Source organism: Streptomyces sp. NPDC054813 (assembly GCF_053611365.1).
Genome location: NZ_JBSHAF010000012.1, coordinates 253411 through 269392 on the forward strand (window position 1 = coordinate 253411; position 15982 = coordinate 269392).

15 protein-coding genes and 1 pseudogene are annotated in these 15982 nt (G+C 69.8%); 7 read left to right on the top strand and 9 right to left on the bottom strand.

Annotated features, from left to right (window positions below; all coding sequences use genetic code 11):
• Positions 1-111 precede the first annotated feature (111 nt).
• Together ACWGJB_RS25560 and ACWGJB_RS25565 are read right to left on the bottom strand one after the other, a co-directional pair.
• Positions 112-1047, bottom strand: a complete 936-nt coding sequence (locus ACWGJB_RS25560; RefSeq protein ID WP_453382412.1) for a BRO family protein — start codon at positions 1045-1047, stop codon at positions 112-114.
• Positions 1048-1223: 176 nt separating this feature from the next.
• Complete coding sequence (locus tag ACWGJB_RS25565) at positions 1224-2126, bottom strand: D-alanyl-D-alanine carboxypeptidase family protein (RefSeq protein ID WP_453382413.1); 903 nt, start codon at positions 2124-2126, stop codon at positions 1224-1226.
• Between the two features lie 190 nt (positions 2127-2316).
• Here ACWGJB_RS25565 and ACWGJB_RS25570 point away from each other — a divergent pair, with 190 nt between their 5' ends.
• Positions 2317-2967, top strand: a complete 651-nt coding sequence (locus tag ACWGJB_RS25570; protein ID WP_453382414.1) for a GntR family transcriptional regulator — start codon at positions 2317-2319, stop codon at positions 2965-2967.
• Positions 2964-4265, top strand: coding sequence for an MFS transporter (locus tag ACWGJB_RS25575; protein ID WP_453382415.1), 1302 nt, complete (start codon positions 2964-2966; stop codon positions 4263-4265). The genes ACWGJB_RS25570 and ACWGJB_RS25575 overlap by 4 nt, the downstream gene beginning before the upstream one ends.
• A gap of 249 nt (positions 4266-4514) precedes the next feature.
• Here ACWGJB_RS25575 and ACWGJB_RS25580 read toward each other — a convergent pair whose 3' ends face one another.
• Both ACWGJB_RS25580 and ACWGJB_RS25585 read right to left on the bottom strand, forming a co-directional pair.
• Complete coding sequence (locus tag ACWGJB_RS25580) at positions 4515-5279, bottom strand: SAM-dependent methyltransferase (RefSeq protein WP_453382416.1); 765 nt, start codon at positions 5277-5279, stop codon at positions 4515-4517.
• Between the two features lie 107 nt (positions 5280-5386).
• Positions 5387-6211 (bottom strand): maleylpyruvate isomerase family mycothiol-dependent enzyme, encoded by an 825-nt coding sequence (locus ACWGJB_RS25585; RefSeq protein WP_453382417.1) that lies wholly within the window; start codon positions 6209-6211, stop codon positions 5387-5389.
• A gap of 219 nt (positions 6212-6430) precedes the next feature.
• Between ACWGJB_RS25585 and ACWGJB_RS25590 the strand changes: the two genes are divergently transcribed.
• On the top strand, positions 6431-7225 hold the full coding sequence (locus ACWGJB_RS25590) for a carbon-nitrogen family hydrolase (protein ID WP_453382418.1): 795 nt from the start codon (positions 6431-6433) through the stop codon (positions 7223-7225).
• 44 nt (positions 7226-7269) lie between these two features.
• Here ACWGJB_RS25590 and ACWGJB_RS25595 read toward each other — a convergent pair whose 3' ends face one another.
• Both ACWGJB_RS25595 and ACWGJB_RS25600 read right to left on the bottom strand, forming a co-directional pair.
• A complete protein-coding gene (locus ACWGJB_RS25595) occupies positions 7270-7764 on the bottom strand; it encodes an LURP-one-related/scramblase family protein (protein WP_453382419.1) in 495 nt (164 codons plus the stop codon).
• The gene (locus tag ACWGJB_RS25600) at positions 7761-8759 is read right to left on the bottom strand and encodes a GlxA family transcriptional regulator (RefSeq protein WP_453382420.1); all 999 of its coding nucleotides are present in this window, start codon (positions 8757-8759) and stop codon (positions 7761-7763) included. Before ACWGJB_RS25600 ends, ACWGJB_RS25595 begins: the two co-directional genes overlap by 4 nt.
• A gap of 74 nt (positions 8760-8833) precedes the next feature.
• Here ACWGJB_RS25600 and ACWGJB_RS25605 point away from each other — a divergent pair, with 74 nt between their 5' ends.
• The 4 genes and pseudogenes from ACWGJB_RS25605 (at position 8834) to ACWGJB_RS25620 (ending at position 12390) form a co-directional block, all read left to right on the top strand.
• Entirely contained in the window at positions 8834-9226 is a 393-nt protein-coding gene (locus ACWGJB_RS25605) for a cupin domain-containing protein (RefSeq protein WP_453382463.1), read from the top strand.
• Between the two features lie 104 nt (positions 9227-9330).
• Positions 9331-9747, top strand: a pseudogene (locus ACWGJB_RS25610) (recombinase family protein); the annotation flags it as partial.
• A gap of 87 nt (positions 9748-9834) precedes the next feature.
• A complete protein-coding gene (locus tag ACWGJB_RS25615) occupies positions 9835-10548 on the top strand; it encodes a recombinase family protein (protein ID WP_453382464.1) in 714 nt (237 codons plus the stop codon).
• 30 nt (positions 10549-10578) lie between these two features.
• Entirely contained in the window at positions 10579-12390 is a 1812-nt protein-coding gene (locus ACWGJB_RS25620; protein WP_453382421.1) for an NHL domain-containing thioredoxin family protein, read from the top strand.
• 9 nt (positions 12391-12399) lie between these two features.
• On the opposite strand, the gene ACWGJB_RS25625 is transcribed toward ACWGJB_RS25620, so the two are convergent.
• The 3 genes from ACWGJB_RS25625 to ACWGJB_RS25635 all read right to left on the bottom strand — a co-directional run bounded on the left by ACWGJB_RS25625 (position 12400) and on the right by ACWGJB_RS25635 (position 15979).
• Positions 12400-12645, bottom strand: coding sequence for a DUF6458 family protein (locus tag ACWGJB_RS25625; RefSeq protein ID WP_360480570.1), 246 nt, complete (start codon positions 12643-12645; stop codon positions 12400-12402).
• A gap of 74 nt (positions 12646-12719) precedes the next feature.
• The gene (locus tag ACWGJB_RS25630) at positions 12720-14069 is read right to left on the bottom strand and encodes a M18 family aminopeptidase (protein ID WP_453382422.1); all 1350 of its coding nucleotides are present in this window, start codon (positions 14067-14069) and stop codon (positions 12720-12722) included.
• An 83-nt stretch (positions 14070-14152) separates the two neighbouring features.
• The gene (locus ACWGJB_RS25635) at positions 14153-15979 is read right to left on the bottom strand and encodes an acyl-CoA dehydrogenase (RefSeq protein WP_453382423.1); all 1827 of its coding nucleotides are present in this window, start codon (positions 15977-15979) and stop codon (positions 14153-14155) included.
• Between the last annotated feature and the right edge of the window lie 3 nt (positions 15980-15982).

Consider the following 15982-nt stretch of genomic DNA (forward strand, 5'->3'; position numbering starts at 1 on the left):
CACCCCCCCCACACACACCCACCCCCCCCGCTGTTCATCCCGCGGGCCCTGGCGCGGAGCGTTTGGGAGTGGGGGCGCACCAATCCCCGCTCGCCCCCCCCCCACTCACTTTCAGAGCTGGTTCAGCACGTAGACCGGCGCCCCTTCCTCCGTCCCGCCCCGCGAGTGAATGCAGGCGTGCTTGCGCAGCAGCCGGAGACACTCGTTGACGCGGTGCGCCGTCAGACCGGTACGCGCGGCGATCGATTCGAGCGGCTCCCGCAGCTCACCCCGCTCGACGAGGACCGGGGCGATGACGACGGCCACTGTCCACACGTCCGCGGTCACCGACAACCGCCGTCGCCAGTCGGCGAGTACGGACTCGGTGGTCGGCAGCGCCATCGGCGGGCCGTACGGCTTGCGCCGTTCGAGGACGAGTTCGTCGAGCCGGTCGGCGATCCGTTCCATGGCCCGGACCATGGCCTGCTGCACGGCGAGCGTGCTCTTCTGCAACTCGATCAGTTCGCGCTGCCCGCTCGCCAACTGCTCGTCCAGCTGGAGGTTGTGCGCCTCGAGCCGGACGATGGCCTCCGCGACCTGCTCCGGCATGGCGTACGCGACGGGCGCGCCCGGCTCGGTGGGCTGCACCTCGGCCTCTTCGAGAGTGTAGGAACCCTCGCGCTGGACTGTCGCGATGACTTCGGCGACCCACTCTTTGAAAGGCGCGCACGCGGGCTTCGTGCAGCCGTTGACGAGGATGATCAGGCCCTGGAGATCGATGAGATTCATGTCTCGACGCCAGTCCCGACCTGCGGGAATGCTGAGAGCGTGACTTCCAGTCACGCTCTCGAGACTCTCTCGATGCGTTTCCGGGACGTGATCCGCCAGTGCCTTGCTGGGCGTGGTGTAACCCAGTTCCTTGCACACATCCACCGCCGGGAACCAGTGCATTCCGTCCGGCATGGTCAGTCGTCGTACCCGGGCCCCGGTCGCCGCGTACACGAAGTCGCTGACGTCGATCGCCTCGTGGGACTTCGCGGGCTTCGCTTGCTTGTCGGGTTCGTTCATGGGAACCACCTCCGCCGCGGAATTTAGGGCGAAGAAAATCGAATATGCCAGTCAAATACTGCGATGTTCACGATTGCGAGGGAAGGGTGCGAGTTCTGCTGCACTGGGCCGTTCGGGTGTGCGAAAGGCCCGCCGCAGATGCTGCGGCGGGCCTTCGTCGTCTGTGTGCCGGGCTGTCAGCCGAGGCGGGCGAAGCCGTAGTTGAGGAGCTTCGTGGCGTCCGTGGCGCGCTGGGTGATCGACGAGGAGGCGAGGACGGTGCCGATGACCGTCTTGCCGTTGCGGGTCGCGGCGAAGACCAGGCAGTACTTGGCCTCGGGGCCGGAGCCGGTCTTCACGCCGATGGCGCCGCTGTAGCTGCTGAGCAGCGTGTTGGTGTTCTCCCACGGCGTCATGGTGCGGGTGGAACCGGTCTTGGTGATCGTCTTCGCCGTGTACTTCTTCGTCTTGACGACCGTACGGAACGTGGCGTTCTTCATCGCGCTGCTGGCGATCTTCGTCAGGTCGCGCGGCGTCGAGTAGTTGTTGCCGTTGCCGATGCCGTCGAAGGAATCGAAGTGCGTGTTCGTCAGGTGCAGGTTCTTGGCGGCGGTGTTCATCTTGGAGATGAAGTTGGCGACCCGCTTGGCGCGGGTCGTACCGGTGCCGTACGTGTCGGCGAGCGCGTAGGCGGCGTCGCAGCCGGAGGGCAGCATCAGCCCGTAGAGCAGCTGGCCGACGGTGACCTTGTCGCCGACGATCAGGTGCGCCTGGGAGGCGTTGTTGGCGACGACGTAGTCGCTGTACGCCTTCTGGATCGTGACCTTCTTGGCGAGGTTCAGGTTCGACTGCGCGAGCACGACCTTGGCGGTCATGATCTTCGTGGTCGAGCCGGTGGACAGCTTGGTGTCCGCCTTCTTCGTGTACAGCGAGGCGGCGTTGGCGTTGTTCATCAGGTAGCCGCCCTTGGCCACAATGGTGGGCGCCGTGACAGCCTGCGCGGGTGCCGCGGTGAGGGCCCCGGTGGCGAGCAACGCGCCGGACGTGACGGCGACGGCGACAGCTCTGCGGAAGCGGGTGCCCTTAATGCCGGTAATCAAGTGAGTTACCCCGAGTCGAGTCGAATGCCCCTGTAGTGCGGCCAAGTTGAGGCGGCAGGGAAGTGCGGGCCGCACGTGTAGGACACGTAAGTAGCACAGATGGTTGTGCGGTTGCTGGGGGAGACATAGGTCACGTCCGCATGGTGGACCGCTCGCCTGCATGCGTACGTGTTGTATCTATCCTGTGGGCATGAGCCTGGCCGTCAAGCAGCCCCCCGCCGCCGACCGTGTGTACTCCCATGTCAAGCAAGCTGTCCTGGACCGTCACTACGAGGGCGGCACGCTCCTGACCGAGGGCGAGCTGGCCGAGGCCGTAGGGGTGTCCCGCACCCCGGTCCGCGAGGCGCTGCTGCGTCTCGAGGTCGAGGGCCTGATCAAGCTCTACCCGAAGAAGGGCGCCCTGGTGCTGCCCGTCTCCGTGCAGGAGATCGCGGACGTGGTGGAGACCCGGATGCTGGTCGAGGAGCACGCTGTTCGCAAGGCCGTACCGCCGTCGGCGGTGCTCGTGGCCCGCCTGGAGGAGCTGCTGGACCGGCAGAAGGCCGAGGCCGCCGCCGGTGACCTGGCCGCCGCGGCCGTCACGGACCGCTGCTTCCACGCCGAGATCGTCCGCGACGGCGGCAACGAGATCCTCTCCCGGCTCTACGACCAGCTCCGCGACCGCCAGCTGCGCATGGGCGTCGCGATCATGAACGCCCACCCCGACCGGATCGCCAAGTCGCTCACCGAGCACGAGGAGATACTGGACGCGCTGCGCGCCGGGGACGCGGACCGTGCCGTCGAGCTGGTGCACCGGCACGTCGACTGGTTCGCGCACCTGGCGCGGGGTGAGGTCCGATGAGCCGCAGCAGCGTCTCGTTGCCCGGTGATCCGCCCGGCGGCCGCCGGGCCGTCGCGGTGTGGTCGATAGGCGTCTCGGTCTACTTCGTCGCCGTCATCTTCCGTACGTCCCTCGGTGTCGCCGGTCTCGACGCCGCTGACCGCTTCCATGTCAACGCCTCGGCGCTGTCCACCTTCTCGATACTCCAGCTGCTGGTCTACGCCGGCATGCAGATACCCGTCGGCCTGCTGGTCGACAGCCTCGGCACCAAGAAGGTGCTCTCCATCGGAGCGGTGCTGTTCACGGCCGGACAGCTGGGCTTCGCGTTCTCCCCGTCGTACGGCACCGCGCTCGCCTCGCGCGCGCTGCTCGGCTGCGGCGACGCCATGACCTTCATCAGTGTGCTGCGGCTCGGCACCCGCTGGTTCCCGGTGCGGCGCGGGCCGCTCGTCGCACAGCTCGCCGGTCTGGTCGGCATGGCGGGCAACCTCGTCTCCACGCTGGTCCTGGCCCGGCTGCTGCACGGCATCGGGTGGACCCCGGCGTTCGCGGGCAGCGCGCTGGCCGGGGTGGTCGTGCTGGTCCTCGTGCTGTTCTTCCTCAAGGACCACCCCGAGGGGTACGAGCCGGCGCCCTTCCCGCACCGGGGCGCGGCGTACGTGCGGAAGCAGATCGCCGCGTCCTGGCGGGAGCCGGGGACCCGGCTGGGGCTGTGGGTGCACTTCACCACCCAGTTCCCGGCGATGGTGTTCCTGCTGCTGTGGGGGCTGCCGTTCCTGGTCCAGGCGCAGGGGCTGTCCCGTGCCACGGCCGGTGAGCTGCTGACGCTGGTCGTGCTCTCCAACATGGTGATCGGTCTGGTCTACGGCCAGATCGTCGCGCGGCATCACGCGGCGCGGCTGCCGTTGGCGCTGGGCACGGTCGGGGCGACGGCCGTCGTGTGGGCGGCGACGCTGGCGTATCCGGCCGAGCACGCGCCGATGTGGCTGCTGGTGGTGTTGTGTGCGGTGCTGGGGGCGTGTGGGCCGGCGTCCATGCTCGGCTTCGACTTCGCGCGGCCGGCGAATCCGCCCGAGCGCCAGGGAACCGCGTCCGGGATCACCAATATGGGTGGTTTCGTGGCCTCGATGACGACGTTGTTCGCGGTGGGTGTGCTGTTGGACGCGACCGGCGACGACTACTCGGTGGCGTTCTCGTGTGTGTTCGTGCTGCAGGCCATCGGGGTCAGCCAGATCCTGCGGTTGCGGGGGCGGGCGGCTCGGCGGGAGCGGGAACGGTTGGTGGCGAGCCGGGTGGAGACGGTGCACGTGCCTGCGTGAATTCTCCTCCCACCCACGCACCACCCGTTTCCAGTCGGCAGAGAGGCTGGGCGACCTGCGGGGGCGATCGTCGTCGGCGGCTTTCCGTGGGCGAGATCGGTCAGCCGCCGGTGCGGCGATCGGGCGGGTGCCGGTACGAACGAATCGGGCGGCCGTCGGTACGGCGAATCGGGCGGGTGCCGATACGAACGAATCGGGCGGGCGCCGGTACGGCGAATCGGGCGGGTGCCGGTGCGGTGCGGTGGGCGGTTAGTTCGTCGTCGGTACGAGGGTGAGGTAGGTCAGGCCCAGTACGCCTCGGTAGGTCAGCCAGGACGATCGGTGGGTGTCCAGGCGGGCCCGGGTCTCCGTGGCCAGGGGGTGGCCGGGGTTGGCCGCCAGCCATACCTCCTGGTCCGCCTGGTACGCCGACTCGAACTCCTCCCATTCCGCCGAGCTCGCCGTCTCCGTCCACTCCGGGCGGAAGCCCGCCGCCACCGCCAGATCGACCAGGGCCGCCAGGTCGTGATGGTCGGCGGTCGAGGCGCCCGGCCACATCCCGGAGAGCTCCGCCTCGGTCGGGGTGCGCTGCCAGAAGCCCTCGCCGAGCAGGACCCGCCCGCCGTCGTTCACCAGCCGCCGCAGCTCCCGCAGGGCCGTCACCAGGTCGTCGCCCAGCGCCTGGCTGGCCCCGAGGCACAGCACCACGTCGGCCGGGCCGCGAGCCGTGTCCGCCGCCGACTCCTCGGCGAACTCCACCCGGTCGGCCAGCCCGCGCGCCTCGGCGGCCCGCCGTCCGCGCGCCAGATCCCCGGCGTGCACATCCAGTCCCACGCCGTGCGCGCGGGGTACGGCGTCCAGCAGACGGAGCATCATTTCGCCCCAGCCACAGCCGATGTCGAGCACGGTGGTGGGGTGCGTGGCGGCGAGCCGCCGTACCATCGCGGCCGCGCGGGTCTGGGAGAGCGGGCCGTGGAAGGTGAGGCGGGTCAGACGGGGCGGGAGGTCGTCGTGCGCTGTGGTGGCAGTGGTCATGCCGGGCAAGGTAGATCTCGACGGCCGCCGAGGCATACCGAATTACCGGTGCGTGCCCCTGTTTCCCGTTTCCCGGCCGTCGATCCGCACGACCGCGGACCGCACTGCTACTGCGTGACCGCGAAGTTCCGCAGGATCGCCGCCGTCAGTTCCGGGTCGCCCTCCGCCTTCACCCGGTCCGCGACCGCGTCCGAGGTGGTGCGGCCACAGGCCAGCCGGAAGTAGGTCTCCCAGTCGAGGGTGAAGATGGCCGCGGGGCCGAGAGCGGGGGTGGTCTCCAGCGTGCCGCGGCCCTGGATGTCGATGCGGATGGTGCGCAGGAACTCCACCGGCCCGTGCACATCGAAGATGACCGCCGAGCTGCGCGGCGCGCCGGAGTCGTCGGCGACCACCCGGGGCAGCTCGCCGAGCAGCACGTCCCGGGCGACCTGTGCGCCCGGCGAGTCGAGGTTGCCGGGCCGGCCCAGCGCGGCCCGCAGGTCCTGCTCGTGCACCCACACGGTGAACGCGTGGTTGCGCATGGCCTCTTCGAGGGTGATCTCCTTGCTCATCGGCCCGCGGACGACGTGCCCCGGCTCCCGCGACTCGTTGCGCAGCTGGCGGTTGCGGCGGATGACCGTGTACTCCAGCTCCGAGGTCATCTCCGGCGCGGTGTGATGGCGTCGTACGTCGACCTGCATCTCCATGTAGCGCTGGTGCTCGTTGGTGACGTGGTAGAGGTCACGCGGCAGGGTGTGGATCGGGCGCGGGTCGCCCAGCATCTCGCAGTCCATCCCGATGACATGGGAGACCACGTCCCGCACCGACCAGCCCGGGCATGGTGTCCGCCGGTTCCACTCACCCTCGGCAAGGGGCGTCACCAGCTCGGATATCGCTTCGATGGAGTGGGTCCAGGCGTCGGCGTAGGGCTGGAGGGTGGGATGCAGACTCACGGAACGGGACCCCTCGGCGGTCGGTACTCGGGCAGGTTGTGGCGGCGCTGCCAGCGGGAGGTGGCTGCTGTCGGCGAGTGTCTTGAAACTCCCCCGGTTCTCGACTTCGCTCGAACCGGGGGGACCCCCAAGTTACGCTGCTGTGAGGCACCCCGGCAGTGCTTTCGTGTGACGATCGTAGGCCCGTGTGGACGGCTCGAATGCCAGGACGGTGGTAGTGTGCGCGCCTCGCTCATCCAGATCGATGTAAACGAGGGCGAATCGGTCGAATCTCGCCGGCGGCGCGTTACCGCGCTGGTGCGCGAGCAGGCGGACGCCGATCTCGTCGTACTGCCCGAGCTGTGGACGACCGGTGCGTTCGCCTACGAGCAGTTCGCCACCGAGGCCGAGCCGCTCGAGGGCCCGACGTACGAGGCGATGGCGAAGGCGGCGAGCGACGCGGGCGTCTGGCTGCACGCCGGCTCCATCCCCGAGCGAGACCCCGAGGGCCCCCTCTACAACACGGCTCTCATCTTCTCCCCCTCCGGTGATCTGGCCGCGGCCTATCGCAAGATCCACCGCTTCGGCTTCGACAAGGGCGAGGCGGTGCTGATGGGCGCCGGGCAGGAACTGGTGACCGTTCGGCTCCCGGAGACCACGCTGGGCGTGGCCACCTGCTACGACCTCCGCTTCCCCGAACTCTTCCGCGCACTCGTCGACGCCGGCGCCGAGACGATGGTGGTCTCGGCGGGCTGGCCCGAGCGGCGACGCGCCCACTGGACGCTCCTGGCCCAGGCGCGGGCGGTCGAGAACCAGGCGTTCGTGCTCGCGTGTGGAACGGCCGGGACGCATGCCGGAGTTCCGCAGGCGGGTCACTCGATCGTGGTCGATCCCTGGGGCGAGGTCCTGGCCGAGGCGGGCGCCGGCGAGGAGGTCCTCACCGTCGACCTCGACCCGGCCAAGGTCGCCGTCACCCGCGAACAGTTCCCGGCACTCAAGGACCGCCTGCTGGGCCTCGAACCTCCCCGGCGATAGTCGTCCCCGGCGTCGGCCGTCCCCGTTGTCGGTCGTCTCCAGCGTCAGTCCTCCTCCCGCTCCTTGTCGGCGAGGTGGATCACGCAGACTGCCACCGCGATCAGCAGCGCCGGGTCCGCGTCGTCCCGTACGACGTCGACACCGTAGGTCTCCCGGACGTGCAGCCAGCGCCGGGAGACCACGGCCAGCAGCTCACCGTCGTACTCCACGGCGAACTCACGGTCGAGGATCTTTCCGCTGACGTCCAGTTCGGTGCCGTCGACCAGGTGCACCCGGTAGTGGTTGCGCAGCAGCGAGAGCCGCTTGCGCCTGATGGTGGCCAGGGGTTCGCCTTCGCGTTCGATCACCATGGTGTCGCGCAGGGCGAACATCTTCTGGTGGATGTCGACGAGCACCCGCCCGTGCCGGTCCTTCAGCTCGAACGTGTCCCGCACCCGCATGGCCTTGCCGTCGACGAGGAACACCTTGTCGCCGTGGTCGTCCTCGATCCAGTAGTCCTCGCCGAAGCCGAGGAGCCGGTCGCGTACCAGGAATCTCATGTCCGTACCCCTTCCCGGCCCACCGGCCCGAAACGCCGCCGGTAGTCCGACGGGCTGAGCCCGGTCTCGCGCCGCAGCCGTGCGCGCAGGTTGGCCGCGGTGCCCAGGCCGCTGCGCGCGGCCACCACGTCCAGGCGCTCCTCGCCGCGTTCGATCAGCCGGCAGGCGAGGGCCACGCGTTCCCCGGTCAGCCAGGCCAGCGGGGTGGTGCCGAGCTGGGCGCGGAACCGGCGGTGCAGGGTGGCCGGGGAGAGGGCCGCCCGCGCCGCCAGGTCCGCCACGGTCAGCGGCTCGCCCAGCCGCTCCTGTGCCCAGGCCAGGAGCGGGCCGAGCGACTCGTCCGGCACCTCGGGCACCGGCCGCTCCACGAACTGGCGCTGCCCGCCGTCCCGGTGCGAGGCGAACACCAGCCGCCGGGAGACCGCGTTGGCGATCTCGGCGCCGTGGTCCTGCCGCCAGATGTGCAGCCCCAGGTCGAGCGCGGCCGCGCTGCCGGAGGCGGTGAGCAGGTCGCCGTCGTCGACGAAGAGCACGTCCGGCCGCAGCAGCACCCGCGGATGCAGCTGCCGGAAGGCGTCGGCCCAGCGCCAGTGCGTGGTGGCCGGCCGCCCGTCCAGCAGCCCGGCCTCGGCGAGCGCGAAGGTCCCGGTGCAGAAACTCACCACCCGCACCCCGCGGGCGTGCGCACGCCGGATCGCGTCGAGGACGTCCGCACCGCGCGGTACGACATTGTCCGGGCGCCCCGGTACGACGAGGGTGTCCGCCGCGTCCACCGCCGTCAGCCCGGCCACTCCGCTCAGGGTGAAGAAGCCGTGGTTCATCCGCACCTCGCGGGTGGGCGCGCACAGCGTCACCTCGTACGGCGGCACGGACAGCCCGAGCTCCGGACGCGGCAGCCCGAACAGCTCGGTGGCGACACCGACCTCGAACGGATTGGTACCCGCGTCCACGATCACGGCCACCCGGTGCGTCGACTGCGAGGATCCTTGCGCCATATGCGATTTCTAGCACTCACTGCACCACCGGGCGAGCGCCCAGGATGAACGCCATGAACGCCACGAGCAGCGCCATGAACAGCGAACCCGTCTCCCTCGTCCACGCCCTCGGCTCCTTCGAGGACCTGTGGAGCCCCCGGATCGTCACCGCCGTCAACGACTACGACGTGCGCGTCGCCAAGGTCCAGGGCGAGCACCTGTGGCACGTCCACGACCACACCGACGAGTTCTTCCTGGTCCTGGAGGGCGAGCTGCACATCGCCCTGCGGGAGCCGGCCGGCGAGCGCACGGTCGTCCTGCACAAGGGCTCGGTCTTCACCGTCCCCCGCGGCACCGAGCACAAGCCGGCCGCCCCGGCCGGAGCCTCGATCCTCCTCTTCGAACCGACCGGCACCTCCACGGTCGGCGACCGGCATGACGAGATCCCGTCCCACGTGGACGCGACGACGGGCCACGCGCTGAGCTGACCAGCAGAGGAGTTCATTACCTTCGACTCTGCTGTTCGTTCACGGAGTGAGCAACTCCGGGAGGGACATGCAGCAGGGGGACATGTGCCGATCTCTACCTTCGACTCTCACTCGACCGTGAGGGCAAGACCGCCATCGAACGGCAGGAGACCGACTGCCGCGCGTGGGCGGCCCGGCACGGTCTGACCGTTCGCCAGGTGCACGTTGATCGGGGAAAGTCCGGCTACAGGGATGTGGCCCGAAAGGGCTACGAGTCGGCTACGCAGGCGGTCGTGTCAGGGGCAGTGCGGACGCTGATCATCTGGAAGCTGGACCGGCTCAGCCGGAAGGGCACAGCCGAAGTCGGCCCACTCCTGGAGGAGTTCGCCAGGGTCGGTGGCCGTCTGATCTTCGTCATGGACGGATTGGATTCGAGTCGGCCCGGTGACAGACTCGCCATGGCTTCATTGTCGGAGTGGGCGCGGACCGAGGCGGAAACCCAGGGGCAGCGCATCCGCCACGCCAAGCAGTACCTTCGCGGCCGGGGGCGATGGATCGGCGGACAGCCGCCCTACGGCCTTCACGTCGATGCCGACTCGGGACGCCTCGCGCCTGATCCCGACACAGCGGTGTTCGCACGTCTGATCGCCGACGAAGCTCTCGCGGGTCGACCTCTCGTGCGCATCGCCAGGCTGCTCAACGAGTACGAGATCCCCGCGCCCAGAGGGGGTCTGTGGCAAGTGGGCTCACTGTCGCAGTTGCTGAGGGCACCAGCGTTCGCGGGACTGCTTCCGGAGACGGAGACCGTCTGGGACGAGGAACGCGGCTGCCGCAAGTACACCGGTGTCGTCCGTCCGTACCTGGATCCGGAGAGCGGAAACCCTGTGGAGGTCGGCGAAGGAATCGTGACGGTGGAGGAGCAGCGCCGGATCATGCGGGAGCTGGAGTCCAGGACCCGGTTGCGGGGCGACGGTCTGAAGCGGCCCGCCCGCGGGCCGGCCCACCTGCTGACGGGCCTGCTGTTCTGCGGTGCGGAGGGCTGTGGTGCCCGCATGAGCAGGAACGGCACGTCGTACGTGTGTCAGGGTGTCCGCCTCGGACACACCTGCCCGGGAGCGAGGGCGATGGCAGTGCCTGTCGAGCGGGCCGTGATCGCCGCCTTCTTGGGACGGAACCCGGCGCTCGCCGCGGAGTGGGAGGGAGGCGACGTCTCACGGAGGCGTGCTCTCCTGGCCATGGCTGTGGAGCGAGTCTGGGTGGCCAGGGCTCCTGGCCGAGGGCATCGGTTCGATCCCGGGAAGCGGCTTCGGATCGTGTGGGTCGGCGAGGCACGCTCGGAATAACGTCAGAGGCGGGTGTGGTTGGCTTGAACCATGGCAAAACGCGTACGTGTCCGTGCCCCCGAGCTGATCGGCAAGGGCGGCTGGATCAACACAGGTGACAAGCAGCTCAGCCTCGCGGAACTCCGCGGGCGCATCGTAATTGTTGATTTCTGGACATTTTGTTGCGTGAACTGCCTGCACGTCCTGGACGAGCTGCGGGAGCTGGAGGAGCGGCACCGGGACACGGTGGTGATCATCGGGGTGCACTCGCCGAAGTTCGTCCACGAGGCGGAGCACCAGGCGGTCGTCGACGCCGTGGAGCGGTACGTCGTGGAGCACCCGGTGCTCGACGACCCGGAGCTCGCCACCTGGAAGCAGTACGCGGTGCGGGCCTGGCCGACGCTGGTGGTGATCGACCCCGAGGGGTACGTCGTCGCCCAGCACGCCGGCGAGGGCCACGCACACGCGATCGCAAAGCTGGTCGAGGAGCTGGAGGCGGAGCACGAGGCGAAGGGCACCCTGCGGCGCGGCGACGGCCCGTACGTGCCGCCGGAGCCCGAGCCGACCGCTCTGCGCTTCCCCGGCAAGGCGCTGCTGCTGCCCTCCGGGAACTTCCTGGTCAGCGACACCACCCGGCACCAGCTGGTGGAGCTGGCCGAGGACGCGGAGACGGTCGTACGGCGGATCGGCTCCGGCACGCGCGGCTTCGCCGACGGCCCGGCCGCCGACGCCGCCTTCAGCGAACCGCAGGGCCTGGCGCTCCTCGACGACGGCTCGGTGGCCGTCGCCGACACCGTCAACCACGCGCTGCGCCGCCTCGACCCGGCCACCGGCGAGGTGACCACGCTCGCCGGCACCGGCCGTCAGTGGTGGCAGGGCTCCCCGACCTCGGGCCCGGCCCGCGAGGTCGACCTGTCCTCCCCCTGGGACGTGGCGGTCTTCGGCGGCAAGGTGTGGATCGCCATGGCGGGCGTGCACCAGCTGTGGGCGTACGACCCGGAGAGCCGGACGGTCACGGTCGCCGCCGGCACCACCAACGAGGGGCTGGTGGACGGGTCGGCGGCCGAGGCCTGGTTCGCGCAGCCGTCCGGTCTCGCCGCCACCGCCGACCGGCTCTGGCTCGCCGACTCGGAGACCAGCGCGCTGCGCTGGGTCGACCTGGACGGACACGTCCACACCGCCGTGGGTACCGGCCTCTTCGACTTCGGTCACCGGGACGGCGCGGCCGGACAGGCGCTGCTCCAGCACCCGTTGGGCGTGACGGCGCTCCCCGACGGCTCGGTCGCGGTGTCCGACACCTACAACCACGCGCTGCGCCGCTACGATCCCGCGACCGGCGAGGTCACCACGCTGGCGACGGATCTGAGAGAGCCGAGCGACGCGGTGCTGGCCGGCGACGACATCGTGGTGGTCGAGTCGGCCCGCCACCGGCTGACCCGGCTGCGGCTGCCCGAGGAGGCGGTCCGGGTGGAGTCGGTCGCCCACCGCACCCAGCGGGCGGCGACCGAGGTGGCCCCCGGCCGCCTCCGGCTGGACGTGATCTTCCAGGCCCCGGCGGGCCAGAAGCTGGACCTGCGCTACGGCCCGTCGACGCGGCTCCTGGTGTCCTCGACCCCGCCGGAGCTGCTGCTCAAGGGCGACGGCCCGGACACGGACCTCTCCCGCGAGCTGGAGCTGAACCCGGCCGTGCCCGAAGGCGTCCTGCACGTCTCGGCGATGGCAGCGTCCTGCGACGACGACCCTTCCAACGAGTACCCGGCCTGCCATGTCCACCAGCAGGACTGGGGGGTCCCGGTCCGCCTCACGGAGGGCGGAGCGGACCGACTACCGCTGGTCCTGGCCGGAATGGACCAGGAGGCCTAGGCGTCTTCGTCAGGCGCCGTACCCGCCGCCGTACTCGTCCTGGTGGTGATGGTGCCGTTCCTCGACAACCGTCGTCGGCGGCACCATGACCCGCCGACGACGGGCGATGTTGGTGAACGTGGCGACGCCGATGATCCCGACGGCCATCAGGATCAGGCCGACGACATCGAGGTTGACGCCCTGCATGTGCCAGTCGGTCGCGAACGTGAGGATGGCCCCCACGGCGATGAGGATGATGCATCCGCCGAGCCCCATGAGCGTTGCCTCCCCTTCAGGTTCGGTGGTTCCGGTCCACACCGGGTACCCAGGGGAGGGCGGGGCATGTGCAACTAGCCCTCCAGGAAAGCTGTCAGCGCGTTCGCGAGGAGGAACGGGTCGTCGGCGCCGCAGAGTTCACGGGCGCTGTGCATGGAGAGGATCGCCGCGCCGATGTCGACGGTCTGGATGCCGTGGCGGGCCGCGGTGATCGGGCCGATCGTGGTGCCGCACGGCATGGAGTTGTTGGAGACGAAGGTCTGGAAGGGGACCCCGGCCCTCTCGCAGGCGGCGGCGAAGATCGCGCGGCCCGAACCGTCCGTAGCGTAGCGGTTGTTGACGTTGACCTTGAGGATCGGGCCGCCGTTCAGGCGGGGGTGGTGCGTGGGGTCGTGGCGCTCCGCGTAGTTGGGGTGGACGGCGTGACCGGTGTCGGAGGAGAGACAGACGGTGGCGGCGAGGGCCCTCGCCCGGTCCTCGTAGGACCCGCCGCGCGCCAGTACCGAGCGCTCCAGCACGCTGCCGAGCAGCGGGCCGTCCGCGCCGGTGTCGGACTGAGAGCCGGTCTCCTCGTGGTCGAAGGCGGCGAGCACCGGGATACAGGGGAGCCGCGGGCCGCCCGCCGCCACGGCCGCGAGGGCCGCCGTACCGGCGTGCACGGACAGCAGGTTGTCCATCCGGGGGCCGGCCATCATCTCCTGGTCGCGGCCCAGGTAGGCCGGCGGTTCGATGGCGTAGGTCATCAGGTCCCAGCCGGTCACCGAGCCGGCCGGCAGACCCGACTCCTGCTCCAGGAAGGCGATCAGGTCGCCGTCGCGGACGTCGTCACCGAGGCCCCAGATCGGCTGCAGATGGCGCTGCTTGTCCAGCTTGAGCCCGTCGCTGCTCACCGCGCGGTCCAGATGGATGGCGAGCTGGGGCACCCGCAGCAGCGGTCGGCGCACGTCGACCAGACGGGTGGAGCCGTCACGCAGGCTGAGCCGGCCGGCCAGGCCCAGGTCCCGGTCGAGCCAGGAGTTCATGAGCGGTCCGCCGTAGATCTCCACGGCGACCTGGCGGAAGCCGTGCGCCCCGGTGTCCGGGCGGGGCTTCAACCGCAGGTTCGGGGAGTCGGTGTGCGCGCCGACGATCCGGAACGGCGTGTGGGGTGCGGCGCCCTCCGGGACGTACCAGGCGATGATCGCGCCGCCGCGCAGCACGTACTTGCCGCCCGCCGTCCCGTCCCAGGCGTCCGTCTCGGCGACCTGCCGGAAACCGGCCTTCTCCAGCCGTTCGCCGGCGTTCGCCACGGCGTGGTACGGCGTGGGGCCGGCGGCGAGGAAGGACACCAGGTCGTCGGTGTGGCCGCGGTCGAAAACGACAGGGGTGCGCGCAGCGCTCCGTGGAGAGGCGGTGGCGGGCGCCGGGCGGGCTGGTTCGCTCATGCTCTTCACCTTAACGACGTACGGTGGCCCGCTCCCCGTCGAGGGAGCGGGCCACCGTGGGCAAACCGGGTCGATCGGAACGATCAGAAAGCCGCCTCGTCCAGCTCCATCAGGTCGAGGTCGACGTCGGCCGCGATCTTGCGGGCCAGGGTGACGCCCGGCAGCACGTTGGCCGCGAAGAACTTCGCCGCCGCGATCTTGCCGGTGTAGAACGGCTTGTCCTTCGAAGAAGCCGTCTCCAGCTTCTCGGCGGCGACCGCGGCGCCCTTGAGCAGCAGGTAGCCGACGATCACGTCGCCGGAGGCGAGCAGCAGGCGGGTGGCGTTCAGCCCCACCTTGTAGATGTTCTTGACGTCCTGCTCGGTGGCCGCGAGGTCGGTCAGCATCAGGCCGACGATCGCCTCCAGCTCCACGGCCGCCTTCGCGAGGTGCTCGCGGGCGCCCGCCAGCTCCTCGCCGCCGGTGCCCAGCGCCAGGAACTTCTTGATGTCCTCGGCGAGGGAGTTCAGCGCCGCGCCCTGGTTGCGGACGATCTTCCGGAAGAAGAAGTCCTGGCCCTGGATCGCGGTGGTTCCCTCGTAGAGGGTGTCGATCTTGGCGTCGCGGATGTACTGCTCGATCGGGTACTCCTGCAGGAAGCCGGAGCCGCCGAAGGTCTGCAGCGACTGGGCGAGCTGCTCGTAGCCCTTCTCGGAGCCGTAGCCCTTGACGATCGGCAGGAGCAGGTCGTTGAGCGCGTGCTCGGCCTTCGGGTCCTCGCCGTTCGCCTCCTTGACCGCGATCGCGTCCTGGATCGAGGCGGTGTAGAGGACCAGGGCGCGCATGCCCTCGGCGTACGCCTTCTGCGTGATCAGCGAGCGGCGGACGTCGGGGTGGTGGGTGACGGTGACCTTGGGCGCGGACTTGTCCATGAAGTTCGCCAGGTCGGGACCCTGGACGCGCTCCTTGGCGTACTCCAGGGCGTTGAGGTAGCCCGTCGACAGCGTGGAGATCGCCTTCGTGCCGACCATCATGCGGGCGAACTCGATGATCCGGAACATCTGGCGGATGCCCTCGTGCTTGTCGCCGATCAGCCAGCCCTTGGCCGGGTGCCGGTCGCCGAAGGTCATCTCGCAGGTGTTGGAGGCCTTGAGGCCCATCTTGTGCTCGACGTTCGTGGCGTAGACGCCGTTGCGCTCGCCCAGTTCGCCGGTCTCGAAGTCGAAGAGGTACTTCGGGACGAGGAAGAGCGACAGCCCCTTCGTGCCCGGTCCGGCACCCTCGGGCCGGGCCAGCACGTAGTGGAGGATGTTCTCCTCCATGTCGTGCTCGCCGGAGGTGATGAACCGCTTCACGCCTTCGATGTGCCAGGAGCCGTCCTCCTGCTGGACCGCCTTGGTACGGCCGGCGCCGACGTCCGAACCGGCGTCCGGCTCGGTGAGGACCATGGTCGAACCCCAGGTCCGGTCGACCGCGATCTGGGCCCACTTCTTCTGCTCCTCGGTGCCCTCCTCGAAGAGGATGCGGGCGAACGCCGGGCCGGAGGAGTACATCCACACGGCCGGGTTGGCGCCGAGGATCAGCTCCGCGTACGACCAGATGAGCGACGGGGGAGCGGTGGTGCCGCCGATCTCCTCGGGCAGGCCGAGCCGCCAGTACTCGGAGTCCATGAAGGCCTTGTAGCTCTTCTTGAAGGAGGCCGGGACCGGCGCGGTGTTGGTCTCCGGGTCGAAGACCGGCGGGTTGCGGTCGGCGTCGGCGAAGGACTCGGCCAGCTCGTTCTCGGCGAGCCGGGTCAGCTCCTCCAGGACGCTCTTCGCGGTGTCGGTGTCCATCTCCGCGAACGGGCCGGTGCCGTACAGCTTGTCGCGACCGAGCACTTCGAAGAGGTTGAATTCGATGTCGCGGAGGTTGGACTTGTAGTGCCCCATGGT